This is a genomic window from Methanolobus sp. ZRKC4, assembly GCF_045291305.1.
GTDB lineage: Archaea > Halobacteriota > Methanosarcinia > Methanosarcinales > Methanosarcinaceae > Methanolobus.
On record NZ_CP146983.1, the window covers coordinates 181,324 to 195,354 of the forward strand.

A 14,031-nucleotide genomic window follows, 5' to 3' on the forward strand; every position below is an offset into this window, starting at 1 on the left:
AATATTCTCAAAATGTCATGGTTCTGGTGCAGCTGCTTCCATACGTTCTTCATCAGTAAGCTCTGCAAGGACAACATCAGGCTCACCGACATCTACGATTTTGCCGTTTCTCATAAGAGCAACACGGTCACATATCTCCTGAAGGAAATCCATATCGTGGGAAACTATGACAAATGTGTCACCCATATTTTCACGTGCCATCAGGATAGATTTTGTTACTTCTTTCTTTGTAATTGGATCCATGGTACCTGTCGGTTCATCCATCACAACTATAACCGGCTCTTTCATCAGTATCTGGGCAAGGGCTACCCTGTGCCTTTCTCCTTCACTGATCTCATCTGACATCTTTGATAATATAGATTTTGCTTTCTCTTCAGTAAAACCGGTCGACATCAAAGTATTAATGGCTTTCCTGACGGCAAGCTCATAAGGCAGGTCAATGCCGATGGACTCCGTAAGATTATCAATAATAGTCCTGTGATTGTACAGGCCATATTCCTGGTGCAATATACCCATGTACTGTAATGCGCGGCCCCTGCATTCAGGTCCTGGCTTCTTCATATCTACCCATTCATCACCTACTCTTACCTGGACCTCGCCACTTGTCGGCTGTACGATTCCCATGAGTATTTCAGAAGTTGTCGTCTTTCCTGCACCACTCGTACCTGCGAGCCCGAAAATCTCACTTTCATTTACCTCGAAAGAGACATCATCAACAGCGTAGACTACACCTCTGGTAACGGAGATATATTTTTTGACCAGGTTCTCGACCTTGATAAGCGGGTCACCTACCCTGACATCACAATTCTTTTCCACAACACATACACGCTGCATGAATTCCTTTGCAACATCTGCGGGGGAGCCCTCACTGACTATGGCACCTTCTTCCAGTATTATGGCCTTGTCTGCAAGGTCCTCTACAACATCGGACCAATGGGATGTGATCACCATAGTCATATTGTAGTCCTTTACAGCCTTCTCGATAACGTCATGTACAACCCTTGCAGTCCGGGGATCAAGGGTTCCTGTGGGCTCATCCGCAATCAGAAGCATGGGATCCCTTACAAGCTGGCGTGCCAGTACGACCCTCTGTTTCTCACCACCGCTCAGATCACGGGCAACATGCATCATACGATGGGAAAGTTCCACTTTCTCCAGCAAATCCACTGCCTTGCCAAGTGCATCCTCACTGTTTACACCGATTTCCGTGAGAGAATTCACCACATTGGCAATGACCCTGTCATCACCATAAAGAGCGAAGGTACGCTGGAGCATGATAGCGATCCTTTTGGTGATATCTCTTCTTTTGGAATCATGAAGTGAGAGTTTAACAAAATCAGCATCGAACGATTTTAAAGTTTCGCCACTGCAATGGGGGCATTCCTGTCCCACCTTGCTCGGAGGCTCTACATGACCACATTTTTCACACCTGGCAAGATGATAGATAACCTCACCACTAATGCCTTCATACTCCTCGACTCCACGCAGAACGTGCATCAGCACAGTTTTGCCTGAACCGCTTCTTCCCAGAATACCCAGTACTTCGCCTTCATTGATATTCAGGTTGATATTTTTCAGAACTTTAACACCGTCGAATTCCAGTGAAAGGTCTTTGACCTCGATAAATACTGCCATACGATTACCTCCGCCTACTGGATGCATGGGGTCTACTGTCCATTATATGTTTCTATGCATATATGCACAAATTACTTAACGGTTTTGCATAGTGCATACAAAACTAGATGGATAAATTCCACATAATCCAGGTGGCAACATTTTAATGATTTTTTTAAATAGATTACACTTGGATTATTGAACTCACTACATAAACATAACGCATATATTTAGCGCTGTTAACTTCTAAAAACCGTATATTGATACTGATTTTCTAATGTTGCATGCCCGCCCATGTTTTTTACAATGTCAACCACATCGATTATATTGCCTATGATAATATCCGCTGCATCCACAAGGACCGGCGGCCTTTCATCTCCTTGTTGTAATGAGAGAATACCTACATCAGCGGCCTTCAACGCAAGAATATCGTTCATTCCGTCCCCCACCATCACCACAAGATCATATGTTTATCTTAAGATTTTCAACAATTGTTTCTTTGTCGTGCGTTGTGGCAACTGCAAAAACATCCCGCATGGGAATATCCAGAGATGAGGCAAGTCCTTTGAGGTTCTGCGCATCGTCCCCCGAAGCGATGTAAATATCAGTACCAAGTTCCTTCAGGAGTTTGATTGCCACAGATGTTTTGGAATACATCTGCCCACCAGTGCTAAGAACATAAGGTACCAGATTTTCCCGAGAATCCACAATAAGCCCTGCTGCAATGTAAAACACATTTGGACAACGACCTTTTACAAGAGAGACCACATCACTAAGATCACTTACCTTCGTTTGGTTCTCCTTTATTATACCGTATACATCATCCAGCCTGAAAGGACTGCTTGAGCAACTTATACCAAGGTCGATATCATATTGGTCAATAAAATCATGCAGCTCCATATCAGGATCACACCGTCTGATATCATCAAAGCATGTGCGTATAACGACAAGTGCCTGATTGGCCTTCTCAGCCACAAGAAGTGTGGTCTGTATATCTTCAAGAATAGAACCGGTGCTCATTTCCTTTGCAACACGATACATATGCAACAGTGTCCCGGCACTATCGAAGACAACAGCAACACGTTTTTTCATAGATTCTGATTGTATTTATCAAATATACGTTTGCTTATAGACTTCCAGATCAGGCAGGAAAAGTGCCAAATGACTAATATGCAAGCAGCAACAATTTTCAGGATAACTGCCATGACGAAAATGAACCGGATAATAATTGTCCTGATAATATTTATTGCACTGGCTTTTGTCTCAGAGAGTTTTAACAATTCGGATACAGAGATAGTTATATTGAACCCTGATCCTTGGAATCACAGTCCAATCACCGTTTATATTGACGACAGCGAGATTCCTGAGCATTACAGCCCAAGTTACAGGACAGATGTGGAGAATGCATTGGAATACTGGGAAAGCGGTGGAAACGGACAGCTGGACTACCAGCCTGTTTTTGAGATCGTTGATGTTGACAATGCTGATATACTGATAATGTGGGTAGAGAATCTCGAAAAGGATGCAGGGGTTGAGAATGGTGTTGCCGGGTTTACAAGACCATATGTGGTGAATGGCAAGTTTGAGCGTGCTGATATCGTACTGGAAACCGGAAATTACAAAGGATATTCATGGGTCCAATACGGAGACAGCACCATGAAAGATATAGCAACACATGAACTGGGCCACGCACTTGGACTTGGGCACAGTAATGATAGAAATGATATCATGTTCCCTACCTATGACATCAAGCAGGATGTCAACCCTCTGCTACTCCATTCCACATGGCCTCTGCTTCTGCTGATGGTAATTATCGCCATTCTTGTAGTCTCATACCACGGAACCGGATGGCTTCACTACAAGAAAAAGAGAAAAGAGCTCGAGAAGGAGGTTTTCACCAATGACAAAAATGAGAGATAAAACAGTATTCCAGGCAATATTGAGGTATTTTGGTGGCGAAAATATCGACTTCTCAGATTATGAGCTTGACCTCTATGAACTTACGGAATTCCAGCGCAAGGTCCTGGAGGAAGTAAGAAAGATACCTTATGGCGAAACAGTAACTTATCAGGAACTTGCCTGCAGAATCGGAAACGAAGGTGCTGCCAGGGCTGTTGGTGGTGCAGTTGCCAAAAATCCATATCCTATAATCATACCCTGTCACCGTGTAGTATCATCTTCAGGAATAGGCGGTTTTTGTGGAGAGACCTGCGGCGAAAAGGTTGAGCTGAAGAAGAAGATGCTAAAGATGGAAGATGATTATAAAGAAAAAGAAAGTTTATATTAAAAGTGTAGAAGAAAATAACTTCTGGTGAAGAAAATGTTTGGATGGACAGGAAGAACAGTAATCGTGGACCTGGGGAACAACTCGGTCGCAGAAACGAAAACGAAGAAGTCATATGTTGAACAGTTCATCGGCGGACGTGGGCTCGGTTGCAGGTTGATGGAAGAGTTTGCAGATGCTGAACTTGACCCTTTCAGTCCTGATAATCCTCTTATTTTTACTACCGGACCACTTACAGGGACTTCAAGCCCTATGTCGGGACACTTCACTGTCACATGCAAATCTCCACTTACATCCACGATCTTCAGCTCCAATGGCGGAGGACACTTTGGCGCCGAGCTAAAATTTGCAGGCATCGATGCCCTTGTAATAAAAGGAAAAGCTGAAAGACCTGTTTATCTCAATATTTATGATGAGGAAGTTGAAATACTACCTGCCGGGCATCTCTTGGGAAAAAATACCGCAGAGACCACTGCATTGCTTGAAATGAAAGGTAAGGTTGCATGCATAGGAAAAGCAGGAGAGAAACTTGTCAGTATGGCAAATATCATCAACGACCGCATGTACTCCAGTGGACGTGGCGGGCATGGTGCCGTGGCAGGCTCAAAAAACCTCAAGGCAATAGTTGTAAAGGGAACCAACGTTGTCCAGATAGCAGAGCCTGTTGCCTTTGAAGAAGTTGTCGAAAAAACAAATAAATTGCTTGTGGCAAATCCACCGGCTTCCAAAGGCCTTCAAAAATATGGAAGTTCCGCATTTACTGACCTTTTTGACTACATGGGAATTCTTCCCGCACACAATTTCGGAAAAAAGAATTTCTCCGGTGCAGAGAAACTCTCAGGCGAAGTCATCAACAAAAAATACAAAATGCTCCAGGCACCCTGTTATGCATGTCCTGTTAGCTGCAGGAGAACTTCAGAAGATGGCCAACCGGTACCTGATTATGATTCCATATGGGCTTTCGGACCAAATATTGGTAACGATGACATGGAAATTATAAGAGAAATGGACAGCCTCTGTTTTGATTACGGGCTGGACCCGATCTCCTGTAGTGCATCCATTGCAGCATACATGGAAGTAAATCTATGGATGAAAATGGATGAATTAAAAGGACTCATACTGGAAATAGGAAATGGAAGACATGATGTCTGCAAGGGCTCACAAGCATATTTGTGTTCTGTGGAAAAAGAGGAATACAGCACCGCAGTCAAGGGACTTGAACTTCCTGGATACGACCCCAGAGAAATGGCAGGTATGGCCATAGCCTACGCAACATCCAACACCGGAGGATCTCATCTTAGCGCTTTTATGGCAGCTCCCGAGATAATGGGAAAGCCGGTGTTGCTTGACAGAAATTCATTTAACGGTAAGGCTGCTCTTGTGCAGCATTTCCAGAACCTCACAGCGGCAATTGATTCACTGGTTATGTGTCCTTTCTCCATGCTTGCCATCGGAGAGGTTGAACTTGCTGCACTGCTCAGTCATGTTACCGGAAAAAAATATTCTGCAGAGGAAATGCTACTTGCTGGAGAGAGAATCTACAACCTTGAAAGACTGTTCAATTTGAAGGCAGGATTTTCCACAAAGGATGACATCCTTCCTGAAAGATTCTTTGCAAAGGACGGAATAGACCGGGAAGAATTTGAAGAATCAATCTCAGATTACTATCACTTCAGAGGATGGGATGATGCTGGCATACCGGAAGAGGAAAAACTGAGCGAACTTAACATTGTCAGAGGCAGATGACAAAAAAAGAACAAAATATGTTCATCTTTTTTACGTATTTGCCATTATTTCCCTCAATTTATGCAGAATCAAAGGTTAAGTTCATATATAGCATTAAGAATTATACCAATATACCGTTTAAGCTCATAAATTATTATTACAATTATGGAGGATTATAAAATGAAAGTGCAAGTTGAAGTAAAAGAGCTTAAAGAAGGAAAATACGTCATCGTTGACGATGAACCCTGTACAATCAAAAGTATATCCAAGTCAAAACCAGGAAAGCACGGTTCTGCAAAAGCAAGAATTGATGTAATCGGTCTCTTTGACGGACAAAAAAGATCCATTGTAGGCCCGATCTCAGACAAAGTATACGTACCTATAGTCGAAAGGAAGACCGCACAGGTTCTTAGCGTATCAGGCAACATTGCCCAGCTTATGGACATGGGTGACTTTTCCACCTTTGAAATAACCGTCCCCGAAGAATACAAGGACAGGGTTAACGAGGGAGAAGAGATTACCTACCTTACTGCAATGGGCAAGATGAAGATCGATCTGAGATGATCGTTCCCATTTCCTGCTTTTTCTATTATGTTTTACAAACCTGAAATGATGGACGCCCTTGCAGACTATGAATCTGCAAGATATGTGATATTCGGCGTCCCTTTTGACGGAACCTCATCCTACAGGTCAGGAAGCCGCTGGGCACCTGATGCCATGAGGCAGGCGTCTGCAAACTTCGAGACCTACAACGCTTATTTTGATATTGATTATGAAGATCTGCTGATACATGATGCAGGTAACCTTGAGCACTACACAACAGTAGATGAAACCCTGGAAGAGCTTTTTCCCGCCGTGGAACCAATAGTTACGGATGGAAAGCTACCCATCATGCTTGGCGGGGAACACTCACTCACTCTCCCATGTGTGAAGGCATGTGCCAGACATGCAGATGAGGATATCGGCTTTGTGGTACTGGATGCACACTTCGACCTACGCGAAGAGTACAGTGGTGTAAAATATAGCCACGCATGCGTCTCACGACATGTCCTGAACGAGGTAACAGACAAATATGTTACCATCGGCGTTCGCAGTGGTTCCAGGGAAGAGTGGGACTTTGCAAGGGAGAACGATATCAAATACTACACTCCCGACGACGTCCGTGAAAAGGGAATCAGAAAAGTGCTCTCAGAAGTTATCGATTACCTGGGATACTCGAAGATATACCTCTCGCTAGATATGGATGCGCTTGATCCTGCATATGCTCCCGGCCTCGGCACACCCGAACCCTTCGGGCTCAGCGATATTGAGGTAAGGGAGATCATACACGCCCTTGCACCACGGTCAGTGGGCTTTGATATTGTAGAAATTGCACCCGAATATGATAACGGACAAAGCGCCCTGCTAGGCACTAAGCTTCTCAGGGAATTCATCGCAGCCCATGCTGCAAGTGAGAAATAGAAGTAAAAACATATCACATGCGTTTGATCATTCACTCTTTTTTCTTTCCAGTTCCCACATCTCAATGAAATTATCAAGCAGTTTGTCGAAGAAACTCCCTTTATAAGTAATCATAAGCCCTGCAACATTATCAGCGTCAACAACCTCAAAGTTGCTTTCTCTTCCATTAACAGTCTTTTGTACAATTCCTGAAGCAACTAACTTATTAAGATGCCAGGAAACAGTTGACGGAGAAAGAGAAATAGCTGAAGACAGGTCTTTATTGTTCATACCCGGCTCTTCTATAAGGCTCATCAGAATATGCCTGCAAGCCTTCTTTCTTAAAAATGACAGTACCTTCCGGTCGTTAGCATCCAGTTCTTTATCTTTGATAAAATAGCGAACAAATTGTTCATCCTTTATCTGTAAAATCAAGTTTCTCTTCTCCAGGTAATGTAGATGATACTGAAGACTACCAACCGCCATGCTAAGACATCTTTCAAGCTCACGCAGATGTATTCCCGGCGAGGCCCTTATTGCTTCAAAAATCCTTTTCCTGGTATCGAGATCTAATTCCATTGGAACCTACTCTTTTGTCAGCATCGCAGAGAAGAACAATAACAGTACGACAAAGTTGAGGATACTGCTCCATATCTCAAGCTTCTCGCCAATTACAGGGAAAAAAGATTCCGAAGCATCAAGAAATCCCATAAGGAAATAGAAGAAAAAGGCTGCAGTGACCATTAGCAGTTTCTTTCTTCGCTCCCTGAGATAGGCAAAAAGTGAGATTGTAAAAAGCAGCAGAGCAAGTATGCTTGATAGCAAGACTATCATATTGTCAATTTCCATATAAGAATGTCACCTCCTGATAAAAATAAAAAGAAAGACAATTGTCTTCCTTTCATTCGGTAGTTATCTCAACAAGCTCCAGCCTTCCATCTCCGCCCTCTACAGCTTCTTCAAGAAGCAGGCCGACACCACTGGCATAATACTTGTTTTCCTCGACTCCGGGCTCAAGAGGAGTCCATTCCCTTGTTTGAAGACTGTTCTCAAATGAACCATATGGAACCGTTACAGATGCTTCAAGGCTGAGTACTTCTGCCATATCCTCGGCTTCACCTTCATAGTATTCCTGCCTGTAGACATCACCTGGCTGTGGGTCAGCTTTCATTATGATTCCAGGCTGTGCACCGTCTACACCAGCTTCCCAGGAACCTGCGGTACTAACAACCTCACCATCTTCAATTTCTTTTGAATCCTCACCGAAATACCAGACATTTCCATCTTTATCCTGCGCAAACCAATCAAAAGTATCCTCTACCAGTTCTCCATCCTCCCACTCGCGTTCCCTGATAACAGTGGTAGTCACACCCATAACTTCCTTTGTCTGGTTGGTGACATAGATTTCAACATCTATAGTTTCTCCATCAGACTCTCCTTCATAGACAAAGGTAGTACCGGGTTCAAACGGCAGATAGGGATTGTCGATTTCTTCTACAAAATTCGCAGGGTCTATTTCTGGATTATAAGGATCTTCCAATCCTTCTTCAGATGCATCTTCAGAGTACGAGGTATCAGTACACCCGGATACCATTACAAGTACCACTCCCAAAAAAAGCACCACGATATTTCTTACCAGTTTTCGTTTCATATTAAACCTCCCTTTTCTCCTCCGGACAGATCAAAGGTTTTCAATTCAATCTTTGTTGTGTCTTATATTAACGATTCTGGTACAGTCATCGAATATTAATACAAACTTCGAACAATCGAATAATGCTAAAAAAATAGATAATCAAGACAAATTCAAAACAGGAAAAATTATATTCGCAGTATCATGAAACAACACTAAAACAACATACTATGCAGTTAATTATTTACATCCACCGGACAATGATATTATTGAGATTATGAACGAAGAAGTAGAAGTTGTATGTCCGTCATGTTCACCTAAAATAGAGGTGCCTCATGATGTATTGAAGTCAGGCCAGAACATTATCGTACAGTGCCAGGAATGCGGGAATGTCCACCCAACCAAATTTGAAAAACCAAAGACATTCAACATAAAAGTAATAATCAGTAAAGGCGATAAATCTTTTACACAGATGACCAAAATGACATCAGAAGAAGATGTCAACATCGATGATGAGATAATTGTCGATGACGGAGAATCTGATGAAGTATTTCCGGTCCTGATAACTTCCATCGAGTCAGGAGATAAAAGACTGGAAAAAGCAAATGCCGCAGAGATAAGTACGATATGGGGCAGGGCTATCGATGAAGTTGCTGTTAAAATCGCCATCCACCGGGGAAAAAGCACAGAAGCTCTTATAAAAAGAGTACCCGGAGGATACGAATTCATTATCGGTAAAGAGGAAATCGTTGACAAGACTAAAGTGAGGATCAAGAAGATAAAAATAAGAGACAGTAGTCTTGAATCTAGTACCGGCATGGCAGTTGAGGCAAAGTTCATTAAAAGGATATTTGCAGAAGAAATTGTGAGACCGAACTGGGGAGAAGGAAAAACTGCATGGAGTATGAAAGGGAAAGGTCGCTCCTGGTAAAATCTCTCAAAAAACAAGGAACCAGTGAAAGAACTCTAAGAGCGATGAAGAAGGTACCAAGACATCATTTTGTACCTTCTATACATGTATCACGTGCCTATGTTGACAGTCCATTACCCATAGGACACGCGCAGACAATATCAGCACCCCACATGGTTGCCATGATGTGTGACCTTCTTGAGCTTCAGGAAGGGCAGACAATACTTGAGATCGGTGCAGGCTCAGGTTACAATGCAGCAGTCATGGCGGAGATAATTGGTAAAAATGGACAAGTCTATTCTATTGAGCGTCGTGAACCGCTAGCCAGATTTGCAAGGGAGAATCTGGAAAGAGCCGGATATTCCAATGTGGAAGTTATACTGGCCGATGGTTCGCTGGGCTATCCTGAGCATGCACCCTATAACAGGATATGTGTAACTGCATCAGCACCTGAAACGCCAAAACCTCTTTTGGAGCAGCTAAACCCCGGCGGTATCATGGTCCTGCCTGAAGGTGATACCTACCAAAACCTATACCTTGTCAGGAAATCCATGAATGGTGAAATTACAAAGGAAAACAGAGGCGGAGTGATATTCGTACCACTTGTTGGTGACCACGGTTACAATCTATTCACAAGCCATAGATAATTCATTTTTACCGCAAAAACATTTTTAATATTTTATGCTTATTTAGCAGAGCATATTTTATAATAATCAGATTATGGTATGAAAGAACGATGTCCTCAAAAAAAGAAAACTGGCAATTCTGGATAGACAGAGGCGGCACATTCACAGATATTGTTGCCCGGAAACCTGATGGACAGTTGCTTGCACACAAACTACTGTCAGTAGACCCGGAACACTATACAGATGCTGCAATGCATGGAATAAGGACCATACTCAGGATAGACCCAAAGTCCAACCTGCCAACGGAAATGATATCATCCATCAAGATGGGAACAACTGTTGGGACGAATGCATTGCTTGAACGAAAGGGAGAAACTACTGCACTGGTAATCACAGAAGGTTTCATGGATGCTTTGAGAATTGGATACCAGAACAGACCTGATATCTTCGCTTTGAAGATAGAACTACCGGAGCTGCTCTATGACAAGATCATCGAGGTTAAGGAACGTTACAATGCATCAGGTGAGGAGTTGATTAGCCTTGATACGGAGAACTCGTGCAGGGAACTAGAGAGAATATATTCTCAGGGAATTCGTTCGATTGCCATTGTACTGATGCATGCATATCGTTACCCGGAACATGAGCTGCAGCTTAAGGAGATTGCAAAGGAAATCGGTTTTACGCAGATATCACTTTCACACGAAGTGAGCCCTCTTATGAAACTCATAAGCAGCGGGGAAACAACTGTTGTGGATGCTTACCTTTCCCCTGTGCTACGAAGATATATCGACATGATAGCAAGCACCCTTGAAACTGGAGGAGACAATACCAAACTCATGTTCATGCAGTCCAACGGCGGACTGATCGAAGCTACTCAATTCAGGGGCAAGGACTGCATTCTGTCCGGACCTGCCGGCGGAATTGTAGGAGCTGTGGAAACATCCGGCATGGCAGGTTTTGAGAAAGTGGTCACTTTCGACATGGGTGGAACTTCCACAGATGTGGCCCATTACAACGGAGAATATGAGAGAAGTTTTGAAACGGAGATTGCCGGAGTTCACCTGCGCTCTCCAATGCTCTATATTCACACCGTGGCAGCAGGTGGAGGATCAATACTTCATTTCGATGCCGGAAGATTCACGGTCGGGCCGGATTCTGCAGGTTCCGAGCCGGGGCCTGCATGTTATCGCAAGGGAGGTCCACTCACAATTACCGATTGTAACCTGATGCTTGGCAAGATAGACCCACAACATTTCCCACATGTATTCGGCCACAGTGCAGACATGCCACTTAATTCTGATGTTGTGATAGATAAATTTTCAGCCCTTGCAGAAGATGTCAGTTCATTTACAGGAGAGGAACACAGTGCTGAGCAGGTGGCTGAAGGTTTTTTGAAAATAGCCATTGAAAATATGGCAAACGCTATCAAAAAAATATCAATCCAGCGCGGGTATGACACAAAGGATTACGTCCTTTGCTGCTTTGGCGGAGCAGGTGCCCAGCATGCATGTGGTGTTGCGGATGCACTGAATATTAAGAAAATACTGATACACCCGTTTGCAGGAGTGCTTTCCGCATACGGAATGGGACTTGCAGACCAGCGTATTATGAAAGAGCATGCTGTAGAGAAAAAGCTTGAGAGAAAACTTATAGCAGAACTCCGGGGCATTGCCACTGAAATGGAAATGAGCGGCAAGGAAGAAATGCGGATTCAGGGTGTTTCGGAGGATGACATCAGTGCACTGCATAAAGTCCATGTCAAATACCGTGATGCTGGGACTTCCATTATTGTTGACCTTGATAATGAAAAAAAGATTAAAAGGTCTTTTGAGAATGAGCATAAGAACCGTTTCGGCTTTATCATGGATAACAAGGAACTGGTTATAGAAGCGGTTTCCACAGAGATAATCGGTTCAGGGGAAACTATGCGGAAATCCACCATCCCCAATGTTGCTTCAGAAGAGGGAGACAGGTTGCCTGATATGATTATGTACACTTGCGGCGAACCACATAAAACGCCTATTTACAGAAGAGAAAAACTTGTGTCAGAAACTAAAATTAAAGGACCTTCCATTATTGTGGAAACAAATACTACTGTTGTAATCGAACCGGGCTGGGAGGCTGAGCTTACAGAGAACCAGGAACTGGTGCTTGAAAGAGTGAGTGCTCTGCCAAAGAGGGAGTCGATTGGTACTGAAGCTGAGCCTGTGATGCTTGAGATATTCAATAACAGATTCATGTCCATTGCACAGCAGATGGGGTACACACTCCAGAATACATCTTATTCAGTCAATATCAAAGAAAGGCTTGACTTTTCATGTGCGCTTTTTGATGGGGAGGGAAATCTCATAGCCAACGCGCCTCATATACCTGTCCATCTCGGTTCCATGGGTGAGAGTGTCAAATCGATTTTCAGGAAGTTCCCTGATATGAAATCAGGAGATGTTTTCATGCTCAATTCTCCCTTTGAAGGCGGGACGCATCTACCTGACATTACAGTTATTACCCCTGTGTTTCATGAAAATGAGCTTGCATTCTTTGTGGCTTCCAGAGGACATCATGCTGATATTGGTGGAGTGACTCCGGGGTCCATACCACCTGAGAGCAGGCACATAGAGGAGGAAGGAGTGCTGACAAAAGGACAGATAATCGTATCCTGTGGAAAGTTCCTTGAAGATGAGGTCCAAGAATGGTTGCTTTCCGGCAAATACCCGGCACGTAATCCTTTCCAGAATATTGCGGATCTGAAGGCACAGGTAGCTGCTAATGAGAAAGGAGTCAGGGAACTGGAAAAGCTTGTGGAGCACTTTTCTATGGAAACGGTGCAGGCATACACGAGACATGTCATGGACAATGCCGAAGAATCTGTGAGAAGAGTTATCGAAGTACTGAAGAACGGGAATTTCTCACTTTCCTTTGATGATGGGACGGCTATACACGTGAAGGTCAGTATTGACCACAAGAAGAGAGCAGCACACATCGACTTTGCCGGAACTTCCGGGCAGCATCCTGGAAATTTGAATGCTCCGGTGGCTGTGTGTAAGGCTGCGGTGCTTTATGTGTTCAGGTCACTGGTGGAGAAGGATATTCCACTTAATGAAGGCTGCCTGCGTCCTCTTGAGATAAGTATCCCTGAAAAGAGCATACTGAACCCTGAATACCCTGCAGCTGTGGTGGCGGGGAATGTTGAGACTTCTCAGTATATCGTTGATGCGCTTTTCGGGGCGCTTGGAGTGATGGCAGGATCACAGGGCACCATGAACAATTTCACTTTTGGAGATGATGAATTCCAGTATTACGAGACCATTTGCGGTGGTTCTGGAGCAGGAAATGGATTTGATGGCACTGACGCTGTACAGACCCATATGACCAATTCCAGGATTACCGACCCGGAGGTGCTGGAATGGAGATTCCCTGTGAGGCTTGAGGAGTTCTCTGTCAGGGAAGGCAGTGGTGGTGAAGGAGAATATAACGGAGGGTGCGGAGTTGTTCGGAAGATACGGTTCCTCAGACCAATGAGAGCGGCCGTCATTTCGAGCCACAGGAAATTCCCTCCGGCGGGTTTGAATGGCGGAGAGAATGGGAAGGTCGGGCACAACTATGTTTTGCGGGCAGGTGGAAATGAAGATATGGACGGAGATATTGAGGAACTTGGAGGAAGAGCTCTTGTTGATATGAGAAAAGGAGACTTGTTTGTGGTGGAGACCCCCGGAGCAGGTGGGTTTGGTAAAAAAGAAAGAGTTAAGTAATGATACTGATAAAGCAGCTGTGCATCTTATAAACTAAAAAGAAAGAAGGAAAA

Annotated in this window: 14 protein-coding genes; 8 read left to right on the forward strand and 6 right to left on the reverse strand. The window is 43.8% G+C overall.

All coding sequences use genetic code 11. The annotated features are described in order from the left end of the window. Positions 1-15: 15 nt before the first annotated feature. The 3 genes from atwA to V7O67_RS00970 all read right to left on the reverse strand — a co-directional run bounded on the left by atwA (position 16) and on the right by V7O67_RS00970 (position 2,706). Positions 16-1,635, reverse strand: a complete 1,620-nt coding sequence (gene atwA, locus V7O67_RS00960; RefSeq protein WP_406670559.1) for a methyl coenzyme M reductase system, component A2 — start codon at positions 1,633-1,635, stop codon at positions 16-18. A gap of 218 nt (positions 1,636-1,853) precedes the next feature. Then, complete coding sequence (locus V7O67_RS00965) at positions 1,854-2,051, reverse strand: hypothetical protein (protein WP_406670560.1); 198 nt, start codon at positions 2,049-2,051, stop codon at positions 1,854-1,856. A gap of 25 nt (positions 2,052-2,076) precedes the next feature. Next, the gene (locus tag V7O67_RS00970; protein WP_406670561.1) at positions 2,077-2,706 is read right to left on the reverse strand and encodes a hypothetical protein; all 630 of its coding nucleotides are present in this window, start codon (positions 2,704-2,706) and stop codon (positions 2,077-2,079) included. Positions 2,707-2,775: 69 nt separating this feature from the next. Here V7O67_RS00970 and V7O67_RS00975 point away from each other — a divergent pair, with 69 nt between their 5' ends. From V7O67_RS00975 to speB, 5 genes are all read left to right on the forward strand, one after another. Further along, complete coding sequence (locus V7O67_RS00975) at positions 2,776-3,534, forward strand: matrixin family metalloprotease (RefSeq protein WP_342303882.1); 759 nt, start codon at positions 2,776-2,778, stop codon at positions 3,532-3,534. Continuing rightward, the gene (locus tag V7O67_RS00980) at positions 3,515-3,901 is read left to right on the forward strand and encodes a methylated-DNA--[protein]-cysteine S-methyltransferase (RefSeq protein WP_342303880.1); all 387 of its coding nucleotides are present in this window, start codon (positions 3,515-3,517) and stop codon (positions 3,899-3,901) included. The genes V7O67_RS00975 and V7O67_RS00980 overlap by 20 nt, the downstream gene beginning before the upstream one ends. 33 nt (positions 3,902-3,934) lie before the next feature. Continuing rightward, positions 3,935-5,644, forward strand: coding sequence for an aldehyde ferredoxin oxidoreductase family protein (locus V7O67_RS00985; protein ID WP_342303879.1), 1,710 nt, complete (start codon positions 3,935-3,937; stop codon positions 5,642-5,644). A 159-nt stretch (positions 5,645-5,803) separates the two neighbouring features. Next, positions 5,804-6,187 (forward strand): translation initiation factor IF-5A, encoded by a 384-nt coding sequence (locus V7O67_RS00990; protein ID WP_406655796.1) that lies wholly within the window; start codon positions 5,804-5,806, stop codon positions 6,185-6,187. Between the two features lie 27 nt (positions 6,188-6,214). Next, on the forward strand, positions 6,215-7,084 hold the full coding sequence (gene speB, locus V7O67_RS00995; protein WP_406670562.1) for an agmatinase: 870 nt from the start codon (positions 6,215-6,217) through the stop codon (positions 7,082-7,084). Positions 7,085-7,111: 27 nt separating this feature from the next. Here speB and V7O67_RS01000 read toward each other — a convergent pair whose 3' ends face one another. The 3 genes from V7O67_RS01000 to V7O67_RS01010 are packed head-to-tail and all read right to left on the reverse strand — an operon-like array spanning position 7,112 to position 8,714. After that, complete coding sequence (locus V7O67_RS01000; protein ID WP_406670563.1) at positions 7,112-7,642, reverse strand: winged helix-turn-helix transcriptional regulator; 531 nt, start codon at positions 7,640-7,642, stop codon at positions 7,112-7,114. A 6-nt stretch (positions 7,643-7,648) separates the two neighbouring features. Then, positions 7,649-7,912, reverse strand: coding sequence for a hypothetical protein (locus V7O67_RS01005; RefSeq protein WP_406670565.1), 264 nt, complete (start codon positions 7,910-7,912; stop codon positions 7,649-7,651). Between the two features lie 52 nt (positions 7,913-7,964). Continuing rightward, entirely contained in the window at positions 7,965-8,714 is a 750-nt protein-coding gene (locus tag V7O67_RS01010) for a hypothetical protein (RefSeq protein WP_406670566.1), read from the reverse strand. A 256-nt stretch (positions 8,715-8,970) separates the two neighbouring features. Here V7O67_RS01010 and V7O67_RS01015 point away from each other — a divergent pair, with 256 nt between their 5' ends. From V7O67_RS01015 to V7O67_RS01025, 3 genes are all read left to right on the forward strand, one after another. After that, a complete protein-coding gene (locus V7O67_RS01015; RefSeq protein ID WP_406670567.1) occupies positions 8,971-9,624 on the forward strand; it encodes an HVO_0476 family zinc finger protein in 654 nt (217 codons plus the stop codon). Further along, positions 9,591-10,250 (forward strand): protein-L-isoaspartate O-methyltransferase, encoded by a 660-nt coding sequence (locus V7O67_RS01020; protein WP_342303872.1) that lies wholly within the window; start codon positions 9,591-9,593, stop codon positions 10,248-10,250. The genes V7O67_RS01015 and V7O67_RS01020 overlap by 34 nt, the downstream gene beginning before the upstream one ends. A gap of 89 nt (positions 10,251-10,339) precedes the next feature. After that, positions 10,340-13,978 (forward strand): hydantoinase B/oxoprolinase family protein, encoded by a 3,639-nt coding sequence (locus V7O67_RS01025; protein WP_342303871.1) that lies wholly within the window; start codon positions 10,340-10,342, stop codon positions 13,976-13,978. Positions 13,979-14,031: the final 53 nt, after the last annotated feature.